The organism is Galactobacter sp. (genome assembly GCF_022712295.1).
Lineage (GTDB): Bacteria > Actinomycetota > Actinomycetes > Actinomycetales > Micrococcaceae > Galactobacter.
Genome location: NZ_JALAGT010000161.1, coordinates 1 through 21,791, shown reverse-complemented (window position 1 = coordinate 21,791; position 21,791 = coordinate 1). Strand labels below are relative to the sequence as shown.

Sequence of the window (21,791 nt, the reverse complement as noted above, 5' to 3'; positions counted from 1 at the left end):
CGACCAGCCCCCCGCCGTCTCGTCTCCCATGTCGGCACCGGCCGAAGCGACGCAGCCGAAGGTTGCACCGGTCCGGGCCCCGCAACCTCCTGCTATGCAGGCGCCCACCCCTGGATCCACGATGTTGGCGGCGACGCTGCCGGGACAACTCCCCGTGCCCGCCCCGCCGCAACCCGTGGAGGATCCGGGGCAGCGGCCGCCCGTGGTGCGGGTGGAGGATTCCGCCGGAGAGACGGAGATCCCCTTGGACGCGGCGATGGTGGTGGGCACCGAGCCTGCTGCGGGCAGCGTCCGTTACCGCGACGCCAGGCTGGTTCCGGTGCAGGGAGCCACGGTGTCCCGCTCGCATGCGTGCTTGCGTGTGCAATCCGGCGTGGTGCTGGTCTGTGATCTGTGGTCAACCAACGGGACCCGCATCAAGATGCCCGGGCAGGCTCCATTCCGCCTGCGGGACGGGGAAGAGGTCCCCGTGACCGCGGGCACCGTCGTGGAATTGGGGGACGGCGTCACCCTCTCCGTGCCCTCCATGACCGATGGCTGTGGTGGTCATGGCTCGTAGGCTGCCCGGCACCGCACCTGTGCTCTCCGGCTACACCTTGGTCCATCCTTTGGGCACCGGTGGCTTTGCCGACGTCTTCCTGTACGAACAGTCCGTGCCGCGACGACGGATCGCCGTCAAGGTCCTGCTCGTGGACGCCGTTCCCGGCGACCTGCGGGCAGCGTTCCTGCATGAGACGAATACCCTGGCCCACCTGGCTGGACACCCCAACGTGCTCACCATGTACGAGGCGGGCATCTCCTCGGATGGCCGGCCGTACCTGGTCACCGAGTACTGCCCTGACGGCTACGGGTCACGGTTCCGCACAGAGAGCATCTCCGTGCCGGAGGTGCTCTCTGTGGGGCTCGGCATTGGCGCGGCCCTGCACACGGCCCACGTCTCCGGCGTGTTGCACCGTGACGTGAAACCGGCCAACGTCCTCATCACGGACTTCGGCCGCCCCGTGCTCTCCGACTTCGGCATCGCCTCGACCCTGCGCCAGGTCGCGGGAGACCATGCGCCCGTGACGCAGCTGCAGGACCCCTCAGAGGTCGGCCTGTCCATCCCGTGGGCTCCGCCCGAGGCCCTTCAGGGCCAGAGCAGTGGGTCCGTCGAGGGCGAGATCTACTCCTTCGGGGCCACGCTCTATGCCCTGCTCACCGGCCGCTCCCCGTACGAGACGCCGGAGGGTCCCAACGACCGCATGAGCCTGGCGCGACGCATCATGGGGCGGCCCAAGCCGTTGCGCATCGATAGGGAGGACGCGCCACAGGCCCTGGTGGACCTGATCGATCAGTGCCTGCAGTCGCTGCCTGCCAACCGGCCGGAGAGCATGATGGAGGTGCTGCACCGGCTGCAGCTGGCCGAGACGGAGATGGGGCTGCGTCCCACCCCGTTGGAACTGGCCAGGCAGGAACCCTCTCCGGTCCCCGAGCTGGCCGGTCCGGACGGCGAGGCCGGTACGGCCACGGGTCGCCTGGAATCGCTCGGTGCCTCGTCCACCGCAGGCACCAGGCGCCGTCGGCACCGTAGCGGCGCCCACGTGGGGGACACCACCGGCAACAGCGCCGACGACGCCACGCGCCTGCGTGGCTCCCTCCAGGTCACGCACGTCGGTGCCCGACGCTGGTGGGTGCTGGCCACATGTGCTGCCGTGGTCATAGCCGCCGTGGCCGTGCTGATGTGGTGGAAGCCATGGGCCGGTGGGCCGGGTACGGTCGCCGACCTCACAGCGGAATCGGCCCAGGGAGCCGTGAACTTCACGTGGGAGGCTCCGCACAGTGGCGCCTCGGACGGCTATGTGGTGCAGGTCCAGGGCCAGGCGGCGGAGACGGTCTCCTCCAACCGCTACCGCGTGGAGACCGCAGAGACCGGACAACGGGTCTGTCTCACCGTGAAGGTGTTGCGTAGCGGTGACGTCGGAGACCCCGTGGGTCCCGTGTGTGCACGGTCGGGGTCCACCTCGAACGCGCGGTCGGCGAAGCCGACGGGGCCGGAGACGTCCGATGCGCCGTCGGGCACTGGACCGGATGAGGCTCAGCCGTGACGGGGCGGCGCAGCAGCGGACCCGAGCCGCGGAACAAGACGGGCAGGGGCGCTGTCGGGCCGCGCGAACGCAAGGTGTGGATCGGCGCTGCAATAGCTGCCTTGGCTGTGGCGCTGGTGGCCGGTATCGGCATCGTCGCCAACGGGTTCGACCGGACAGCGCCGGATCTGTCCGACGCCTCCGTGTGGGTCGCCAACACCTCCACCTCCCAATTGGGACGTGCCAACACCGAGATCTCCTCCCTGGACACCACGGTGGGGCTGGAAGGCGACGGCGATGTCCTGGCGCAGGACGCCCGTCGCGTGGTGATGCATTCCGCACAGAAGAACACCCTGACCGTGGTGGATCCCGCCAAGGCGAATGCGCTGGGAACCGTGAATCTTCCCGAGGGTGAGCCAGACGTGGTCACCGCCGGTTCGCGGATGGGAATCCTGGATCCCGCGAAGGGTGACGTCTGGATCCGTAGCCTGCAAGACGTTGCCCGCTACACCCCAGGCGCTGAGCCGGACGGGCAGGTGGGGACCGACGCCGTGGTGGCCGTGGGGCCCGACGGCGTGTGGGCCGGCTATTCCCGTACCTCCTCCCGCATCACGGTGGCCGTCCCAGGGCAGAAACAACAAGTCCTTGACGTGGACTTCGACGCGAAGGCAGACAACGCCCAGATCTCCCTCGTGGGACATGAGCCCGTGGTGTACGCGCCCGGCTCCAATGAGCTCTACGCCTTCGGTGAGACCACCTCCCTCTCCGGTGTCGTCGACGACCCGGAATCGGTTCGGCTCGCCCAGCCCGTGGCGGCCGATGACACCGCAGCGCAGGACCGGGCCGTGCTGGCCCACGACGGCGGGCTCGTCACGGTGGGCGAGGACAAGGATTCGGTGGAGCTGCCGGTGGACGGCATGGACTCCGTGCCGGCCGCACCCGTGCGGGCCGACGGCTGCTGGTACGGCACCTGGGCGGAAGGCACGGCGCAACAGTATTGCGACGAGCGCGACCCGGAAGCCTTTGACCTGAGCTCCGCGGTGGCGGATGCACCCGTCACGCTGCGCAAGAACCAGGACACCGTGGTGGCGGACGACTCCGCGCACGGGCTGTCCTGGGCCCTTCAGCAGGGTGGCGCGCTGATCTCCAACTGGGACGATTTCGACGACTCCGCCACCACTGTGCATCAACGCAACGACGACGTGGACGTGCCCCCCACGCCGGTGAAGGCGCAGCGGCCACCCAAGGCACAGGACGATGAGTTCGGGGCCAGGCCCGGCCGCGCCAACGTACTGCCTGTACTGCTCAACGATTCCGACCGCAATGCCGACCCGCTCGCGATCACGTCGGTCTCCCCACCGCCGGCGACGGTGGGCAGCGTGGAGGTCGTGGAGAACGATCAGAAGCTGCAATTCACCCCGCGCGGCGACGCGACCGGCACCGTGAATTTCTCCTACACCGTGGATGACGGCAATGGGGGCCGCGACACCGCTCAGGTCTCGGTGAAGCTCGTGGGCGAGAACGTGAACAACGCCCCGGAGCAGGTGCGGGCCACGCGGACCACCGTGGCGCAGGGAGGGCAAGCCTCCGTGGAGACGTTGGATGATTGGGTTGACCCCGAATCGGACCCGATCTACCTGGAATCCGCCACCGCCAATGCCCCGAACGAGGTTGGGGCGGAAGCCACCGGGCGGCTGGACCTGACTCAGGGCGGAGGGTCACCTGGCCTGGACACCGTCCGGACCCGGGTCTCCGACGGGAAGGCCACCGGCAACGGCAGCGTCAAGGTGACGGTGACGGCCAAGGGGCGTACCCCCATCATCACCGAGAACACCACCCTGGTGGGCAGGATCGGGACCGATGTGGTCACCACCCCGACGGAACTGGCCAGGGGTGGAGACAGCGATCTTCGCCTGACCAAGGCGGAGATCAGCGACGGGGACAAGGACGGACTCGACGCCTCGGTGGTGTACGCGGACGGATCCGTGAAATTGACCCCGAACGTGCCGGGGGAATACACGGTGAGCTACGCCGTCTCGGACGGCAACGACTCCGCGACCGGGACCATCCGCGTCGTGGTGCAGCCGGTCCCGGACGAATCCACGGATCCCGTGGTGGCACCCACAACGGCGTTCGTCAGGATGAAGGAATCCGGTGAAGCCGACGTGTTGTCCAAGGCCTACGATCCTGCAGGCGGGGTCCTGACCGTCACCGCGGTCACCAACCCCCCTACGGGAGCCACGCTCGGATCGGCTCCGACCAGAGCCGATGGCATCGACACGGAGATCGTGGACGGGCAGCGCGTCAGGGTCACCTTGCTGAAGGAACTCGACGAGCCCATGCAGCTCAACGTCACGGTCTCCAACGGCACCTCGAGCGCCCAAGGCCAGCTGACCTTGGTGCAGGTACCGGAACCCAGCACCCTGCAGGCTCCCGTGGCGAAGGATGACAGGGCAACGGTTCGTGCAGGCGAGGTGGTCGACATCCCCGTACTGCGCAACGACTCCCATCCCGATTCCAAGCCGCTGCGCCTGGACCAGGAACTCGTGGCCGGGCCCAAGGAGGGGCTCATGGTGGCGACGAAGGACCGTCTGCGTTTCCTGGCCCCAGACCACCCCGGTACGTTCGAAGCGCGCTACAGGGTGCTCGGCCCGGATGGCCGTGAGGCCGTGGGCCAGGTGGAAGTCACCGTCACCGAGCTGGACGCCGCGGAGAACCGTGCTCCCTCGGCGCCTTCGGTCTCTGCGCGCACCAGAGCGGGACAGCCCGTGACCATTCCCGTGCCCGTTGAGGGCACGGATCCGGATGGTGACTCCGTCGGCATATCAGCGGTGGTCACCCCTCCACGCAACGGCACCCTGCGCAGGGTGTCCTCCCGGAGCATGGTCTATGTTCCCAACGATGTCTCGGAAGGCACGGACACCTTCACATACCGTCTCACCGATGCCCTTGGCGCGTCATCCGTCGGCACCGTTCGGGTGGGCGTGCAGGGCCCTGACGCTCCCATCGCCGGGCCGGATGCCGCGGACGATCTCGTCACCACCCGCCCCGGGTCCACGCTCGATCTGGACGTTCTGGACAACGACGTGGACTCCTACGGTAAGGGGCTGACCGTCACCGAGGCCTCCGTCCCTGCAGGTGACGCGAAGGCAACGACCGACGGGAAACGGGTCCAGCTGACGGCGCCTCGGACCCCCGGCAGCGTGAATGTTCTGTACAAGGCCCAGGACGCAAGAGGGGCACAGACCACCGCCTGGTTGACCGTGGACGTCAAGGACCAGGCACCGGCGGCGGCTCCCGAACCGGAGGACAAGACCCTGACCCTGAGCCAGGTGGACGGCAGGGACCGCGTCCCGGTCGATGTCCTGGCCACCACCAGCCTGAGCGAGGGCAACCGTTCCGACCTACGCGTCGGCCTGCCCCACGGGTGGTCCGAAGCCGAAGTGGATGCGCAGGGCCGCGTAGTCGTTCCCGTAGGAACGGAACGCAGCATCATTCCGTTCACCGTGTCAAGGACGGATGTCGAGAACGCGGAAGCCACGGCCTTCATCACCGTTCCCGGGACCGACGAAGCGCCGCCGGAACTGCGCGACGACGCGCCTGCCCTCACGGTCACCACTGGCAAGGATCTGGACATCGACCTGGCGAAACAGGTGATCGCAGCCAAGGGACGCAGCGTGGGTGTGGCGAACACGGATGCGTTGATTCCCATGAACGGAACGGCCAAAACCCTGGACAGAAGCCACCTGCGGTTCCGTTCGGCGGCGGGGTACTGGGGGCCCGCGGCCGTCAGCGTCCCCGTCACCGATGGCCGTTCCACCTCCGTGGTGATCCTCCCCATCACGGTGGAGCCGGAGAAGGATCCGGCACCGGTCATGCGACGGGCCACCGTGTCGGTGGAATCCGCGGAAAGCACACGCATCGACCTCCGGGAATCCACGGATGTGGCAGGGGTGGACGCAGATCGATTCGCCGGACTCACCTGGTCCGTCGGCGGCGGTGACCCCTCCGTCGTGAACACCGAGGTCTCAGGACACACTCTTGTGGTCACCGCAGCCAAGGGAGCCAAACCGGGTTCCTCCACGCAGGCGCAGGTCACGGTGACCGACGCCGACGGACGTACCTCGACCGCTGCAGTAGACATCACGGTGACGTCCTCCACCAAGCCGCCGCCACTGGCTCACGACGATGAGATCGTGCTGCGCCGTGGTGACTCCAAGACGGTCGATGTCCTGGCCAACGATGTCTCCCCGTTCCGTGGCCGTGAGCTGGAATTGCTCGGGGTGGAGACCACCACGAGCGTCGAGGGAGTCCGGATCTCCAAGAAGGGATCCGGGCTCAAGGTCAGCGCGAGCGACTCGGCCACCACGGGCACGGCCACGGCCGTTTACCAGGTGCAGGATGCCACCGGAGACGCCTCTCGCAGAGCCGAGGGTCTGCTCCGTGTCACCGTGCAGGACGTGCCGGGCGCGCCCGGTGCGCCGTCGGTGACGCAGTACCCCGAGGACGCAGCCGTGGCGTTGTCCGTCTCCGGGGCGGAGCCCAACGGCTCCGCCATCCAGCGCTACGAATACCAGGTGGACGAAGCGGAGATCGGTACCTGCAGCGGCGGACCGCGTGCCTGCCGCGTCGAAGGGCTCTCCTACGGAGTGGACCACAGCTTCCGGATGCGGGCCGTCAACGGGGTGGGCGCCGGCGCCTGGTCGCAGCCCTCGCAGTCCGTCATGATGGACCACCAACCCGGCACACCGAGGCGGCCGGTCCTGAAACCGTCGGCAACTGACCGCTCAGGGCACACGTTCGTGGCCTCCTGGACGGCGCCGAAGGCCGCCCCGTGGGGAACGGATGTTTCCGGTTACACCGTGAAGTTGGTGGGCCCCGGCCTACCGGATGGCGGGATCGTGCGCCAGACCGCGGGGACCAAGGTCAACGTCAACGATTCCAGGATCCGCGCCGGGCAACAGTACCGGCTGGTGGTGACGGCCAAGAACAAGCGCATGACGTCCGAACCGGTCGATGCGCAAGGTACTGCCGTGGCCGCTCCGAAGATCACCGCTGCGTCAGCGGGTCTGACCGCAGACGGGGAATCAGCCCAGGTCGAGTTCAGGGCCGACGGTCGCGGCTCACCCACTCAGGCCCAGGTCTCGCTCAAGCGCGGCGGAGACTCGGCGGGGACCTGTTCCACCGAGGGCTTCAAGGCCAACGTGGACGGGAGCACCTGGAAGACGGAGCTGGAGCCGGGCAAGGAACCTGTGTTCACGGTGAAGGTCAGCAACGGCCTCTTCTGCACTCAAGCCCTGACCAAGAAGGTGGACACCCACGTGGGTGCCCCGGGCGGAAACACCTGGCTGGAGAGGGACACCGAGGACAGCCGGCAGGGCCAGCAGCCCCACTACCGCATCGACGCGGGTAACCCCAGCGCCAAGTACTTCTTCGTGGCCTTCGGCGATCAGGCGCCGGGTACCGGAAGCGGAAACTGGAAGCCCGCGAGCCCTGGGAAGGACGTGACCTTCGGGACGGACGACAAGCCCGTGACCGTGTGGGCCATGAACTGCCGCACGGCCAAGAAGAGCTTCTGCTCCGAGTCCAAGAAGGTCGGGACCCAGACCAAACGGACCGTGGACCTGGGCCTGGATGTCAAGTTCGAGGGAGAGCAGTGCATCGCGGACGGCAAGACCACCGTCCAGGTGAGTTCGGCTCACGGGGCGGAGGTCGAGGCCGGCTGGAACAGGCAGGAGGACCAGGACAGAAACGAACCGCCGCCGTTCAAGAAGGTCGAGCGCGGCCGCGTCGTTGTGGATGCCGCGGGACCGGGTGAGAAGCTTTACCTGTGGACCAGAGCATCCAAGCACGGGTTCACGGAGACCCGGTACGACAACAGGGTGACGTGTGAGGGACCGGAACCCGAACCGGAGCCCGAGCCGGAACCCGATCCGGAACCCGAGCCGAACCCCTCGGACGCGGGATTCGCAGAGGGCTACTCAAGCAGATGAGAACCAGCAAGGACACGGAGGACACACCATGACGAGCTCATCCGTCAGCGGCGCGCCCCTGCTCAATCAGGAGCAGGTGAACTTCTTCTCCACGGGGTTCGAGTCAATGGTCGGGGGCGTGGAACAGGTGCTCTACGGCAAGACGCACGTGATCCGCATGGCCCTGACCTGCCTGGTCAGCGGCGGCCACCTGCTACTGGAGGACTACCCAGGCACCGGTAAGACCTCCTTGGCCCGCGCCATGGCGCAGATCGTGGACGGCACGGTGGGGCGCATCCAGTTCACCCCGGATCTGCTGCCCGCCGACGTCACCGGCATGAGCGTCTACCACCAGGCCACGGGAGCCTTCGAATTCCACCAGGGGCCGGTCTTCGCCAATATCGTCCTGGCCGATGAGATCAACCGGGCCTCCCCGAAGACGCAGTCCGCCCTGCTGGAGGTCATGGAGGAGGGCCAGGTGACGGTGGACGGGGCCACCCGGCGCGTGGGGGAGCCCTTCATGGTGATCGCCACGCAGAACCCGGTGGAGCAGGCCGGAACGTATCGCTTGCCTGAGGCGCAACTGGACCGCTTCCTGATGAAGACCTCGCTGGGGTACCCGGACTCCGCCACCACCAGGCAGATCCTCCGCAAGGCGCATGTGCGCTCGCACAACGTGGAACTGGACGCAGCCCTGGACACCCGCCAGGTGCGCGAACTGCAGGGCATGACCAAACAGGTCCACATCGACGATGCCGTGCTGGACTACATCACCCGGCTCGTGGAGGCCACCAGGCAGGCCCCCGAGGTGCGGCTGGGCGTGTCCGTGCGCGGCGCGCTGGCCCTGGTGCGCTGCGTCTCCACCTGGGCCCTCGTCGCCGGCCGGGGCTACGTGGTCCCCGATGACGTGAAGACCTTGGCCTCTTCGGTGCTGGCCCACCGGCTGGTGTTGGATCCCGAGGCGGAGTTCGACGGCGTGGACGCCACCAGCGTGATCGGTCGCGTCCTGCTGGACGTCAAGCCGCCCGTACAAGGGCAGGGATGAGTCCCGAAGAATCCACCACGTTCCTCGGCCCGGAACGTGGGCTGGAACGCAGCCGCGCCGGGGTGGCACGCGCAGCCGCCCTGGTTCGACGGACCACCACGCCCTTGGGCTGGGGCATGCTCGCCGCTGCGACGGTGGGGCTGGGTGTCGGCTACCCACTGGGGTGGGCCGAGCTCGTGGTGATCGGTTGGACGGCACTGCTGGTCTCCGCCTTCTCGCTCCTCTTCCTCGTGGGGCACCCGCGCTACGACGTCTCCATCGACCTCTCTGCCACCCGCACCAAGGTGGGACGTCCGGTGACCGCCACGGTCACCGTCAAGGACGTCTCCCGCTTCCGCGCGTGGAACACCCAGGTGGAGGTGGAGATCGACGGAGAGCCCGTCGCCCTACCCATCACCGGCAAGCAACAGTCGCAAGAACTTCGGATCCCGGCCGAGGCCCGAGGGGTGGTCCGAGTGGGCCCCGTCCGCTCGGTTCGCGGCGACCCCGTGGGTCTCTTCCGCCGTCGCGCCCGATTCTCGGACGTGGAGGAGGTCTACGTCCACCCCCGGACGGTGTCACTGCCACCCACCTCCACCGGGTTCGTCAGGGATCTCGAGGGCCAACCCACCTCTGACCTCACGGCATCCGACCTCTCCTTCCATGCGCTGCGCGAATACCGTCCGGGCGACGACCGTCGTCACATCTCGTGGAAGGCCTCCGCCCGCACCGGCGAACTCATGGTGCGCCAGTTCGAGGAGACCAGGCGCTCCCACCTCGTGGTGGCCTTCGGCCGTGACGAGGACTCCTGGGAAGACGCAACGGAGTTCGAACTGGGTGTCTCGGTCGCCGCGTCCCTGGGGGTTCGGGCCCTCCGCGACGGACGTGACCTGACCGTGGTCACCGGACCGGTGCGTAGACCCCCAGGCGCCCCGGAGGCGCGTGAACCCGAGAACATCCCGTCCCTCAGCGCTGGTCGGCTGCTTGACGGGCTCTGCGACGTGGCGCTGGGCGAATCGGACGTGGGCGTCGACGACCTCGCCTCCCTGTCCGCCGCCACGATCCCCGGCATCTCCATCGTGTTCCTCATCGTGGGTTCCAGCCCCGGAATCCGCGAGGTGACCAGCTGGTCGCAACGCTTCGGCCTCGGCGTGCACACCGTCGCCGTGGTCTGTGACCCGGAAGCCACCCCAGGGCTGCGCGAAGTCGCCGGTGTCCAGGTCCTACGCATCGGGTATCTGGAAGACCTTCCCCGCGCGCTCATGAGAGGGGCCACCGCATGAGCGGGCGCCGCAGGGCAGGCACAACCCGTCCCACCCTGATCCGGGACCTGGTCTTCAGCGCCCTGCTGATGACCGTCGCCGCCGTCACCACGTGGCAGCTGCACCAAGACGTCTGGCTCGTCGTCGCCGCCGCGGCCGGATTCTGTGCCGCGGCCCTCGCCGGAGTGGGGATGTATCTGCTGCGCCTGCCTTGGCCGGTGCAGCTGCCGGTCGCGGTGGTCTGGGGTCTGCTGATTGGGGTCCCGGCCGCGTTGCCGGAGGTCCCTGGCGCCACCGTGGCCGGTGTGGTCCCGACTCCCTCCGGGCTGGGGGAGTTCCTGGTCGCGTGCCTCACCTCGTGGGTGGACGTCATCAGCCTTGAACCGCCGTTGGGCCGCTATGGCGACGTCCTGGTTCCGATGTACCTGCTGACCTACCTCGGTGGCTGGGCGGCGGTAGCAGGCTCCATCCGCGCCAAGCGTTGGCCGGGCGTCGCCGCGGGGACCGCCGTGCTGATCTACGGCATCGTGTTCGGATCGAGGCACGGTTTCCGCGAGCTGCTGGTGGGGATCGGCATGGTGCTCGTGGCCGTGACCTGGTCCCAGCTGGTGCGGCCTGCGGACCGGGGCGTGGACCGCGATCACACCCGGAAACTGCGCAGGGGATCCATGCGCAGGACCGCGGCGGCCCTGGCGTTCGTCGCGGTCTGTGCCGTGGCCGCGGCCGGTGTGAGCACCGCCGTACCGGGTGGCGAACGGACGGTGGCGCGGCAGGCGTACCACCCCTTCTACGAGCCGGACCGAGACTCCTCACCCCTGCAGGGCTATCGGTCCTGGGTCACCGGCGAGGGCAAGCAGGACGCCGCGGCCACCGTCTCCGGGCTGGCTCCTGGGACCATGCTGCGCTTGGCCGTGCTGGACGACTACGACGGGGTGGCCTTCCGAGTGGCCGCGGACCGCGATCACGGCTTCACCAGGCTGCCCTCGACGGTGGACCGGCCGAAGGGGAAACGGGAGAGCGTCGATGTCCGGGTGGAAGCAGGGTTGAGTCCCTGGTTGCCGCTGGCCGGAGAGCTGGAGAGTCTCGACATCACCACGGACATGCGGGACAAGCTCTACTACGATCGCTCGCGGGAGGCGGCCCTCCTCAGCGGCGGCGTGGAGGCGGGAACCGAGTACACGCTGCGTGCGGTACCAGGGCACAAGGCGGCAACGGCCGGGCTTGAGAGACTCAGCCCCGGGAAGGTGTCCCAGCCTCAGCTGCCGGTGCTCCCGGAGTCGCTGGTGGCTGCGGCGGACCGCGCCACGCAGAATCAGGAACGGCCAGGGGAGAAGCTGCAGACAGTGCTTGAGTTGCTCCAGTCCGGTTATGTCTCGCACGCGGATGAGGGGGAAGTCTTCAGCCGGTCCGGTCACTCAGCCGGGCGCTTGGATGCTTTGGTGGACGAGGAACCCATGGTGGGAGACGCCGAGCAGTATGCTGCGGCCTTCGCCATCCTGGCCAGGCAACAGGGATTCGCCTCACGGGTGGTGATGGGGTTCGTCGACGTCGACTCGGACGGCACGCTGACCGGAAGCGAATTGACCGCCTGGGTCGAGGTCGACGATGCCGAGCGTGGCTGGGTGGCCGTGGACCCCAACCCCGAGCCCCGACCAGTCGAGGAACAGCGCACCACGGAAGAGGATTCCGTGACGCTGCCGCGCACCGTGCTGCCGCCGGACCCGCCGGATCTACGCGACTCCACACCGCCCTCGGCGGAGAACTCCCAGCCCAACACGAACGAACCGGGACAGCCGTGGCGGGACAACCTCTCCCAAGTCTGGTGGTGGACCTGGCGCATAGGACTGGGACTGTTGATCCTGACCGCTCCGCTGTGGTCGGCTGCTCTCATCAAGTGGGTGCGGCGCAGTCGACGTCGACACACGGACAGAGCGCAGGGGAGCGTGGTCGGTGCTTGGTCGGAGATCGTGGACGGCGTGGCCGATGCGGGCCACGAACCCGTTGCGTCCGCCACCAGGAGCGAGGTAGCGGCGGCCGTGGAACCGGACGACGTATCTGGCGGTCGGGGGGAGGGCCTGACCACCCGACTTCGTCGGCTGGCGACCCGGATGGACCGGAACGCGTTCTCGCCGGATCGCCCTGACGGTGCGGAGATCGACGCTGTGTGGGAGGAAACCCGCTCCACCGTGGCACAGCTGCGTGGGGCCCCGGAGCGGCGCCGCGACCGCTGGCGGCGTCGTTTCTCGTGGCGTTCCATCACACCGACGGGATGGAGGGGACGCGGAGACGGCAAACCCCGCCGGACGCCGCTCCGGAAACCGTCGTGACCCGGTAAGGGAACGAAAGTCGGAGCGCCCGCGGCGATTCCCATGTTCGCCGCGCCGTGGACGCGTGATGCGGACCAGTGGCAGTGTTGGCATACTTGCACTCAGGTAAACCACACCGCGATTGCGCCGCACGGGCTGCAGTCGTACGTATCAACGAGATCGAGGCCACGTGAGTCAGACACCCCAGATCGAGAATGCAGGCAGTTGCATCGCGACCGCCACGGCGATCGGCGGACCGGGACGTATCAGGTGGATGCTGCGGACTCCCTCCGCCATTCCCACGGATTCCGGGTGGCGTTTCTACGCCGCGGACGACGACGAGGAGAACGTGGCCCACACCACCCGCTTGCGGGTGGTGGACTTCAATCAGGTCGCCGCCCTCGATCCCATCATCGCCGAGGTCTACGACGCTCCGGTCGGTAGCGACTACGAGGTTCTGACCTTGGAAGACGGCACGCGGCAGGTCCGCGATGCGGCCACCGGCGTGATCGTGGCCGGCCCTGGAAGCGAGCCGGAGACTGCCACCGAACCTTCTGCAGCGCAACACGAGCCGGTCGCGGCTCCGGTGGCCCCCGAACCCGCTGCCGAGCCCTCCGTCTCAGCGGTGCCGCAGGCGCCGACCGGCCCCGCTCACGCGGCGTCGGCACTAGAACCCACCGCGCCGTCGGGCACAGAGGTCGCACCTGCCTCGGCCGCCTCGGCGGCGGACTCAGCGGTCGATGCCTCCGCCTCCTGGCTGCGTTCGGCCGTGCAGACCTGGCTGAGCTCGGGCGACCCCGATGCCAAGACGGCGCTGCTCAGCGAGTTGTATGGGTCCGTGGTCCTGGTTCCCGTACAGCCTGACGGCTCACCGGCCATCTTCGACAACCAGGGCCGCGCAGTGGTGTCCGTTCACAGTTCCCGGCAGGGTGCGCAGGCATGGCAGGACCGCATCGGCGGCCAGGCCGACTTCGCGGCCATGACGGGAGACGAAGCGTTGACACTGGCCACGGACGTCGGCGCCCACGCCATCGTGATCGACCCAGTCGAGGTCGGCGTGGAGATCTCCACCTCGGACGAATTCGTGGTCGGTTTCTCCCGTAACGGCAAGCTCAAGCACCTGGTGCGAGCCGGCAACCGAGAGGCCCTGCTTCAGTATCTGGTCACGGACGAGGCCACCGGCGTCTACCTGTACCAGGCGCAGCCGGGGCAGCCCGCCTACCCGCTACTGGTGACCCGCCAGTCCGGCGGCGAACGCGAGTTCGCACTGTTCTCCTCCGCGCTGGAGGTCTTCCGCTACCAGGATTCCGGTTCCGCGGCAGATATCCCGTTGAGCTGGATCCGTGCCAACCTGGCAGAAGACATGTACCTGTGCATCGATCCCGGCGCATCGGGCGGATTCGTGGAGTTCAGCCCCGAGGAGCTGGCCTCCGTAGGCTTCCGCACGGCCTGATCCGAGCCCGCCTGCCGGCAGGTGCCGGCCCATCGGCCACCGCTGGTGGCGGTTACGGACCACGACGGCGCCCACCAACGCGGTGGGCGCCGTCGTCGTCCGTTGGGGGAGTGCCGGGCGGCACGCCGCCTCAGTCGCGGACCAATCGACCCGCCTTGCGCTCCCACGCCAAGGAGATCACGAGCCCGATGAAGCCGAGCGCAGCCAGGGTCAAGCCGGTCCAGCCAGGAGCCCTGTAACCGAGTCCGGCTGCGATGACGGCGCCTCCCAGCGCGGCCCCGAGGGCATTGCCGACGTTGAAGGCTGCGTGGTTGGTGGCTGCACCCATGAGCGGGGAATTGCCGGCCGCCGAGATGAGGCGGGTCTGGACGGGGACCATCAGCAGTGAGGACGTGGCACCCACCAGTCCGGCCGAGACGAAGAGGCCAACGGGGTTGGCCGCGGTCAAACTGAAGAGCACCAACGCGCCCATGTAGGACCCGAAGCCGGTCATCAGGGAACCGACCGGATGGGGGTCGGAGACCCTGCCACCCACGAGGTTGCCGATGGTCATGCCGATCCCCACAACGGCCAGGAGCCAAGGAACGGTGCTCCCGTCCAGGTGGGTGAGGCGTACCGCGAGTTCCGACAGGTAGGAGTACACGGCGAAGAAGCCGCCGAAGCCGATGCACCCGATCGCGATCAAGAGCCAGAGCTGTCCGTTGCGGAAGGCCTTGAGCTCGGCCTTGGCGGAGCGGGTGGGGTCTCCCGGGAAGCGGGGGAGGACCAGGTAGCCCATGCTCAGGGTCACGAGGAAGATGATGGCGACGCTCAGGTAGGCCACCCGCCAGTCGAAGGTGTGGCCCACCCAGGTCACGGCGGGCACGCCGACGATATTGGCCACGGTCAGCCCGGACAGGGCAAGGGCAATTCCCTTGCCCTGTTTTCCCGGACCCATGATCTGCGCAGCCAAGAGGGAAGCCACCCCGAAGTAGGCGCCGTGTGGAAGGCCTGCCAAGAAACGGATCACCATGGTGGTCTCGAACGTTGGCATGAAGGCGGATGCGGCGGTCGCTGCGACGAACCAGACCAGGAGCCACATGGCCAGGGTGGAGCGGGACATGCGGGAGGTGAGTGCGGCCAGGGTGGGTGCGCCGACCACCACACCGAGCGCATAGACGGACACGAGCTGCCCGGCTTGGGCGATGGACGCCTCCGGATGGCTGGCGAACCCTGGGATCAGTTCTTCGCCGATCTGCGGAAGCAGACCCATGGAGGCGAACTCGGTGCACCCGATACCGCAGCCGCCCAGGGCGAGCACGCGCACCGCGAGGGTGGCTCGGCGAGGACCGATGGAGTTGGTCACGAGTTGATCACGGACTTTCGGAGTTCTGGACTGGGCTCGCCCGGGATGGTGGCAGCCCAGTGGTGACCGGCTGATCCTCGGTGGGACCGGAGAGGCCGGGGGGACAAGGGGGTTTCGGCCACTTGGGCCGAGGGTCCATAGTAGTTCCTACGCGGCTTGTGCACGTGTTTCGGCAGGCCGGGGACGGGCGCCGGATTGTGGGCCGCTGGCATCGGCACTGAATCACTTCTTTCACATGAGTCACATTTGTATGGTTACGAAATGGTGTCGATGGGATAGGCTGAGTGGGCCGGGGTGCGTGTTCACGAGCCACGGAATTCGCTTCACGGGTTCGCCGTGGGGTACGGCACAGGTCGCCAAGAGGAGATGAGTCGTCATGACTGAGGGACAGAACCAGGACCCGCGGTCCGTTGAGCGTGAGAACGCCGAGGCCACGAGTGTTGGACTGCCACGAGTCACCGACGAGGTGATTGCTGAGTATCAGCTCAGCCAGGAAGAACGCGCTGCAGTCGGCGCCCTTCCTGTGGGTTCGGCACTGCTGATCTCCCATGCAGGCGGAGAACCAGGCGCCCGCTTCCTCCTGGATTCCGATGTCACCACCGTGGGACGTCACCCCGAGTCGGACATCTTCCTCGACGACGTCACCGTCTCCCGACGCCATGCTCGTTTCGACCGCGGGGACGACGGTTTCCGCGTGGTGGACACAGGCTCACTCAACGGCACCTACGTCAACGGGGACCGCGTCGACGAGGCCAAACTGCGTACCGGCGCCGAGGTGCGTATCGGCAAGTTCGTGTTGACCTTCTACGGCCGCAGCCAAGCGCAGGCCTGATCCGGGTGGCGACTGCAAAGGCCCGAGCAACGCTCGGTGGCGCAGCCTCGCCTCGCCGTGGCGACCTGAACATCGGCGAGGTACTCACGCAACTGCGCGACCAATTCCCCGGTATCACCGCCTCCAAGATCCGTTTCCTGGAGGAGAAGGGCCTGGTCACACCGGCCAGGACTTCGGCCGGATACCGCAAATACTCCGACGTGGATGTGGATCGGCTGCGTTTCGTCCTGGGTCTCCAGCGTGACCAGTACCTTCCTCTGAAGGTCATCAAGGAATACGTGGATGCCCTTGACCAGGGGAAGACCCCTCCTGCGCTGCCGGGCGGCGAAGTCGTGGCACCGCGCAGTCTTGATCCTCACACCGCCGAGGAAATCGGGAATCGTGGCGCCCAACTGGACCTGTCCGAATTGGAACGTCGTAGTGGTGCCAGCGCAGAATTCCTCGAGCGGCTGCGTGCGGAACGATTGTTGAGCGCCGAGGACGACGGCCTGTTCCACGAGTCCGCACTCAAGATCGTGGAGGCATGCCTCACGCTGGCCGAGAAGGGCTTCGAGCCTCGTCACCTGCGCGCGTTCAGGACCGCTGCCGATCGCGAGATCGGCATGGTCGAGTCCGCCGTGGCCCCGCTGGCGCGGCGCAAGGACGCGGCCGCCGCCGCTCGAACCGCTGACGAGGCCGAGAACCTTGCCGGCGCCGTCTTGCAGCTGCATGCCGGCCTGCTCTCGGGCGGGTTGGCGCATCTGGATCGCTGATGGCCGGATTCGAAGAGGGATATGTCGAGCTGACCGTGGTGGGCGTGCGTGTGGAGCTGCCCTCCAACCAGCCGTTGGTGCTGTTGGAGGAGCCTGGAACGCAACGTCGGATCCCGGTGTGGATCGGCGCGCCGGAGGCCTCGGTGATCGCCGGGTATGCCCAGGGGTTGGACACACCTCGACCGCTGACGCACGATCTCTTGCTGGCATTGGTTGCCGCGCTGGGCTCCCACGTGGAACGCGTCAGGATCGTGTCGGTCCAGGACACCGTGTTCCACGCGCGGGTGGACCTGCCGGGCGGGAAGACGGTGGACGCCCGTGCCTCGGATGCCGTTGCGGTGGCGCTGGCGGCCGGAGTGCCAGTGCTGTGTGCCACGGAGGTCGTGGAGGCCGTCGGCTTCATCGCGGACCCCGAGACCGTCACGGAGGAGGACGAGGAGCGCGTGGCCGAGTTCAGGGCCTTCCTGGACGACATCGACCCGTCCGATTTCGAGTGACGCTGCACCGTTCCATGACACCGACAAAGGTCACGATTCGGTCACGCTGACGCGACACACCTCAACCTCAGGTTGAAGGTCTTTGACCGAGGGCGCCACGACGCCTAACGTCATCTTTCGAGAGACACCCAAGAACCTCGGGCACCTGCATGAACACGTCAGCACGCACTCGCACCCGCGCGCAGGCTGTGGAACACGCCGACTGCCTTCTTCCCCCTTGTCGACTTGGGTAGCCTCGGAACAAGGAGATGAACGCGTGAGAGAAGACAACGAGACCCCCGGCGGTGTCCACGACGTCGTCGGCGCTTCGACGCCAGCAGCGCCCGCAGACGGGAGTCAGGGCGTGCTCTTCGGTGACGACCTGCAGTACCTGCAAGACGGTTCCGGTTACCGCGGCCCCATCGCGTGCAAGATCGCAGGCATCACGTACCGTCAGCTGGACTACTGGGCACGTACCGGTCTGGTGGTCCCCACCGTGCGTGGCGCACGCGGATCCGGTTCGGCGCGTCTCTACAGCTTCCGCGACATCTTGGTCCTCCAGGTCGTCAAGCGGCTCCTTGACACCGGCGTCTCCCTGCAGCAGATCCGCTCCGCCGTGGGAACCCTCCGCGAGCAGGGACAGGCAGACCTGGCGCAGCTGACCCTCATGAGCGACGGCGCGTCCGTGTACATGTGCACCTCCCAGGAAGAGGTCATCGACCTGGTCCAAGGCGGTCAGGGTGTCTTCGGCATCGCCATCGGCAAGGTGTGGCGAGACGTCGAGGCCTCCATCGTCCAGCTTCCGGCCGAGCGCGCAGAGGAAGAGGAGCACGGCTTCCCGGAGGACGAGCTCGCCAAGCGGCGTGCCGCTCGCTCCGCGAGCTGAGCAAAGCCCACAAGGCCCGACGCCGGTGCCCGCCTTGAGAGATCACGGCAAGTACCGGCGTCGGGCCTTCTGCGTACGTCGCCACGGCGACGCGATGGAATGAATGGGATGGGCGGCCAGAGGCGGGCCGACGGGGTCAGCGGGTGGAGAGTCCCGCGCGGACCGAGCGAAGCAAGGCCTCGTAGTTCGCGGCAGCCTTGGCGGCGTCCTTGCCCGGCCAATGATGCACGGCGTGCGCCGCGCCCTGGATCTGCTGCCACTGTGGTAGCTCGTTGATCACGGGGGAGAGCAGTTTGTCCCCGAACATGGTGCGCAACTCCGAGAGGCGGAAGGCGTGCTCCGTGGAGTTCTCGCGGTATCGATTCGCCACCACGCCCACGGTGTCCAGAGGCACCGAGAACTCGTCACGGAAGAGCTCGAGGGCCCGCATGGAACGCTCGGTTCCTGCCACGGAGAACAGCGAAGGTTCCGCTACCAGCAACACACCGTGTGAGGCGGACCACGCCATCCTGGTCAGGCCGGACAGCGAGGGCGGGCAGTCCACGAGGACCAATTCATAGTTCCGGGAGGAACTGAGCACCGTGGAGAGCCGCTTCAGGTCACGGGCGCGCAGATCCGGGCGATCGTAATAACCGGTCAGGGCCGAACCCTGCGCCACGTCCAAGCGGGAGGCCTGGTTGGGGTGACGGCGCTGCTGGCGTGCCGTCCAGGAGGACGGGGTCACGACGTCATCGATGGCCTGCTTGCGCGGGCGGCGCAACAACTCGCCGATCGGGGTGGCGCCGACGGGGTTGGCGCCGAGGCCGGTGCTGGCGTCTGCATGCGGATCCAGGTCCACCACCAGGGTGGAGATGCCCTGGCTCATGGCTGCTGAGGCGAGTCCGAGGGTCACCGAGGTCTTGCCCACGCCTCCCTTCAGGGAGGAGATGCTCACGACCTGCACGTGGTTCACCCGTCCTTCACGTTAAGTGGCTGTGCTTGGGAGTGAGATCTCAGGGAGCGTCCCGTGAGACTCACTGGCAACCATCATACCGATATGTTCTCGTGAGACTGAGTGCGACGAGCCGCGTCCGTCATGATTTTCCTGGTTCCATCATGTGGCACTACCGTGGCGATCGTCACCGGGGATGCCGGGTGCGTGGAAGACGCGTGCCCGAGGTCCGGGCGACGTCCAACGACCGGCCAGGTTCCTTGCGGTCGCCCGAACCCGTGGGCGAGGCGGACCAGGCCGATGACGAGAGGAATCACACGTGTTTTCCAAGGTGTTGGTGGCCAACCGTGGCGAGATCGCCATCCGGGCCTTCCGAGCCGGCGTCGAACTCGGCGCAAAGACCGTTGCGGTGTTCCCGTGGGAAGATCGCGGGTCCATCCACCGGCAGAAGGCCGACGAGTCGTACCGCATCGGAGAGGAAGGGCATCCGGTCCGTTCCTACCTTGATGTGGACGAGATCATCCGCGTGGCCAAGGAATCCGGGGCCGATGCCATCTATCCCGGATACGGGTTCCTCTCGGAGAATCCCGAGCTGGCCTCGGCCGCCCGGGACAACGGCATCACCTTCGTTGGTCCGCCGCCCGAGGTGCTCGAGCTGGCCGGTAACAAGGTTGCGGCACTCAAGGCCGCCAAGGCGGCCGGTATTCCGACCTTGGCCTCCTGTGAGCCGAGCGCGGACGTCGAATGGCTCATCGAACAGGCGGACGAGATCGGGTTCCCGATCTTCGTGAAGGCCGTGGCGGGCGGCGGTGGCCGCGGTATGCGCCGCGTCGACACCCGTGAGGACCTCCCCGAGGCGCTCGGTGCGGCCATGCGTGAGGCGGGCACCGCCTTCGGCGACCCCACCGTGTTCCTTGAGCAGGCCGTGCTGCGTCCGCGCCACATCGAGGTCCAGATCCTCGCCGACTCCCAGGGCGACGTGGTCCACCTCTTCGAGCGCGACTGTTCCCTGCAGCGTCGTCATCAGAAGGTCATCGAGATGGCCCCTGCCTGGCACCTGGACGATTCCATCCGCGACGCCCTGCACGCCGATGCCGTCAAATTCGCGAAGTCCCTCGGCTACGTGAACGCTGGAACCGTCGAGTTCCTGGTGGACACCGTGGGCGAGCGAGCCGGACAGCACGTGTTCATCGAGATGAACCCGCGCATCCAGGTTGAGCACACCGTCACCGAGGAGATCACCGACATCGACCTGGTGCAGTCCCAGATGCGCATCGCCGCAGGCGAGTCACTGACGGACCTGGGCATCAAGCAGGACGAGTTGCACGTACGTGGTGCCGCGCTGCAGTGCCGTATCACCACCGAGGACCCCGCCAACGGATTCCGCCCCGACGTCGGAACCATCACGGCCTACCGCTCCGCCGGTGGCTCCGGTGTGCGCCTGGACGGCGGCACCATCTACACGGGCGCCGAAGTCTCGCCGCACTTCGACTCCATGCTGGTGAAGCTCACTTGTCGTGGCAAGGACTTCGACACCGCGATCGCCCGCGCCCGGCGTGCGCTCTCCGAGTTCCGTATCCGTGGCGTGTCCACGAACATCCCGTTCCTGCTCAACGTGCTCACCAACGAGCAGTTCCTCTCCGGGGACGTCGCCACCGACTTCATCGACTCCCACCCGGAGTTGGTCAAGGGCGGTCAGGGCCAGGACCGCGGCACCAAGGCGCTCACCTATCTGGCGGACGTTGCCGTGAACCGTCCACACGGCGAGCGGATCTCCGGTATCGACCCGCGGGACAAGCTGCCTCGCTTCCCCGGTGACAAGCTGGAGCTGCCGGACCGTTCCCCGTTCGACCTTCCGCTTCCGCAGGATCCGGCCGATGGCTGGCGTCAGGTGCTCTTGGAAAAGGGCCCGGAGGGCTTCGCCGCCGAACTCCGCTCGCGGACCGAGGTGGGCGTCACCGACACCACCTTCCGCGACGCCCACCAGTCACTGTTGGCCACCCGCGTCCGCACCCGTGACCTGCTCGCTGCGGCCCCTGCCGTGGCGCACACCCTGCCCGGGCTGTTCTCCATGGAGGTCTGGGGTGGCGCCACCTACGACGTGTCGCTGCGCTTCCTTGGCGAGGATCCCTGGAGGCGTCTGGAACTTCTCCGTAAGGCCGTCCCGAACATTCCATTGCAGATGCTGCTGCGCGGCCGCAACACGGTGGGTTACACGCCCTACCCCGAGGCCGTGACGGAGGCCTTCGTCAAGGAGGCCGCCCGCACCGGCATCGACATCTTCCGGATCTTCGATGCGCTCAACGACGTGGAGCAGATGGCTCCGGCCATCCGCGCGGTCCGGGAGACCGGGACGGCCGTGGCAGAGGTGGCCCTCTGCTACACCGCGGACCTCTCCGACCCGGACGAGACGCTCTACACGCTGGACTACTACCTCGAACTGGCCCAACGGATCGTGGACGCCGGAGCCCACATCCTCGCCATCAAGG

Annotated in this window: 14 protein-coding genes; 12 read left to right on the top strand and 2 right to left on the bottom strand. The window is 67.6% G+C overall.

The window, feature by feature from the left end; all coding sequences use genetic code 11:
• The 7 genes from Q0A15_RS11865 to Q0A15_RS11835 form a co-directional block, all read left to right on the top strand.
• The coding region (locus Q0A15_RS11865; protein ID WP_291279733.1) for an FHA domain-containing protein at positions 1 to 559 on the top strand (559 nt) is incomplete at its 5' end.
• Positions 549 to 2,084 carry a serine/threonine-protein kinase gene (locus tag Q0A15_RS11860; RefSeq protein WP_291279732.1) on the top strand — a complete coding sequence of 512 codons (1,536 nt, stop codon included), beginning with the start codon at positions 549 to 551 and terminating at the stop codon, positions 2,082 to 2,084. The genes Q0A15_RS11865 and Q0A15_RS11860, both read left to right, overlap by 11 nt.
• A complete protein-coding gene (locus Q0A15_RS11855) occupies positions 2,081 to 8,056 on the top strand; it encodes an Ig-like domain-containing protein (RefSeq protein WP_291279731.1) in 5,976 nt (1,991 codons plus the stop codon). The genes Q0A15_RS11860 and Q0A15_RS11855 overlap by 4 nt, the downstream gene beginning before the upstream one ends.
• A 28-nt stretch (positions 8,057 to 8,084) precedes the next feature.
• Positions 8,085 to 9,080 carry a MoxR family ATPase gene (locus Q0A15_RS11850; protein ID WP_291279730.1) on the top strand — a complete coding sequence of 332 codons (996 nt, stop codon included), beginning with the start codon at positions 8,085 to 8,087 and terminating at the stop codon, positions 9,078 to 9,080.
• Positions 9,077 to 10,342, top strand: a complete 1,266-nt coding sequence (locus Q0A15_RS11845) for a DUF58 domain-containing protein (RefSeq protein WP_291279729.1) — start codon at positions 9,077 to 9,079, stop codon at positions 10,340 to 10,342. The genes Q0A15_RS11850 and Q0A15_RS11845 overlap by 4 nt, the downstream gene beginning before the upstream one ends.
• Positions 10,339 to 12,648 carry a transglutaminase domain-containing protein gene (locus Q0A15_RS11840; RefSeq protein ID WP_291279728.1) on the top strand — a complete coding sequence of 770 codons (2,310 nt, stop codon included), beginning with the start codon at positions 10,339 to 10,341 and terminating at the stop codon, positions 12,646 to 12,648. The genes Q0A15_RS11845 and Q0A15_RS11840 overlap by 4 nt, the downstream gene beginning before the upstream one ends.
• 169 nt (positions 12,649 to 12,817) lie before the next feature.
• Positions 12,818 to 14,080 carry a DUF2185 domain-containing protein gene (locus Q0A15_RS11835; RefSeq protein ID WP_291279727.1) on the top strand — a complete coding sequence of 421 codons (1,263 nt, stop codon included), beginning with the start codon at positions 12,818 to 12,820 and terminating at the stop codon, positions 14,078 to 14,080.
• A 130-nt stretch (positions 14,081 to 14,210) separates the two neighbouring features.
• Here the strand turns inward: Q0A15_RS11835 and Q0A15_RS11830 are convergent, their stop codons facing one another.
• Entirely contained in the window at positions 14,211 to 15,425 is a 1,215-nt protein-coding gene (locus tag Q0A15_RS11830) for an MFS transporter (protein ID WP_291279726.1), read from the bottom strand.
• Positions 15,426 to 15,801: 376 nt separating this feature from the next.
• On the opposite strand from Q0A15_RS11830, the gene Q0A15_RS11825 reads away from it, so the two are divergent.
• The 4 genes from Q0A15_RS11825 to Q0A15_RS11810 all read left to right on the top strand — a co-directional run bounded on the left by Q0A15_RS11825 (position 15,802) and on the right by Q0A15_RS11810 (position 18,371).
• The gene (locus Q0A15_RS11825) at positions 15,802 to 16,257 is read left to right on the top strand and encodes an FHA domain-containing protein (RefSeq protein ID WP_291279725.1); all 456 of its coding nucleotides are present in this window, start codon (positions 15,802 to 15,804) and stop codon (positions 16,255 to 16,257) included.
• A gap of 5 nt (positions 16,258 to 16,262) precedes the next feature.
• Positions 16,263 to 17,009, top strand: coding sequence for a MerR family transcriptional regulator (locus Q0A15_RS11820; RefSeq protein WP_291279724.1), 747 nt, complete (start codon positions 16,263 to 16,265; stop codon positions 17,007 to 17,009).
• Positions 17,009 to 17,506, top strand: a complete 498-nt coding sequence (locus Q0A15_RS11815) for a bifunctional nuclease family protein (protein WP_291279723.1) — start codon at positions 17,009 to 17,011, stop codon at positions 17,504 to 17,506. The genes Q0A15_RS11820 and Q0A15_RS11815 overlap by 1 nt, the downstream gene beginning before the upstream one ends.
• 343 nt (positions 17,507 to 17,849) lie before the next feature.
• Positions 17,850 to 18,371, top strand: a complete 522-nt coding sequence (locus tag Q0A15_RS11810) for a MerR family transcriptional regulator (RefSeq protein WP_291279735.1) — start codon at positions 17,850 to 17,852, stop codon at positions 18,369 to 18,371.
• Positions 18,372 to 18,507: 136 nt separating this feature from the next.
• On the opposite strand, the gene Q0A15_RS11805 is transcribed toward Q0A15_RS11810, so the two are convergent.
• A complete protein-coding gene (locus Q0A15_RS11805) occupies positions 18,508 to 19,314 on the bottom strand; it encodes a ParA family protein (RefSeq protein WP_291279734.1) in 807 nt (268 codons plus the stop codon).
• A 307-nt stretch (positions 19,315 to 19,621) separates the two neighbouring features.
• On the opposite strand from Q0A15_RS11805, the gene Q0A15_RS11800 reads away from it, so the two are divergent.
• A partial coding sequence (locus Q0A15_RS11800) for a pyruvate carboxylase (protein ID WP_291279722.1) occupies positions 19,622 to 21,791 on the top strand: 2,170 nt, incomplete at its 3' end.

Coding starts and splice junctions, on each gene's coding strand:
- Q0A15_RS11815 (WP_291279723.1), top strand. CDS start 17,009: ATGGCCGGATTCGAAGAGGGATATGTCGAGCTGACCGTGGTGGGCGTG.
- Q0A15_RS11825 (WP_291279725.1), top strand. CDS start 15,802: ATGACTGAGGGACAGAACCAGGACCCGCGGTCCGTTGAGCGTGAGAAC.
- Q0A15_RS11845 (WP_291279729.1), top strand. CDS start 9,077: ATGAGTCCCGAAGAATCCACCACGTTCCTCGGCCCGGAACGTGGGCTG.
- Q0A15_RS11850 (WP_291279730.1), top strand. CDS start 8,085: ATGACGAGCTCATCCGTCAGCGGCGCGCCCCTGCTCAATCAGGAGCAG.
- Q0A15_RS11840 (WP_291279728.1), top strand. CDS start 10,339: ATGAGCGGGCGCCGCAGGGCAGGCACAACCCGTCCCACCCTGATCCGG.
- Q0A15_RS11860 (WP_291279732.1), top strand. CDS start 549: ATGGCTCGTAGGCTGCCCGGCACCGCACCTGTGCTCTCCGGCTACACC.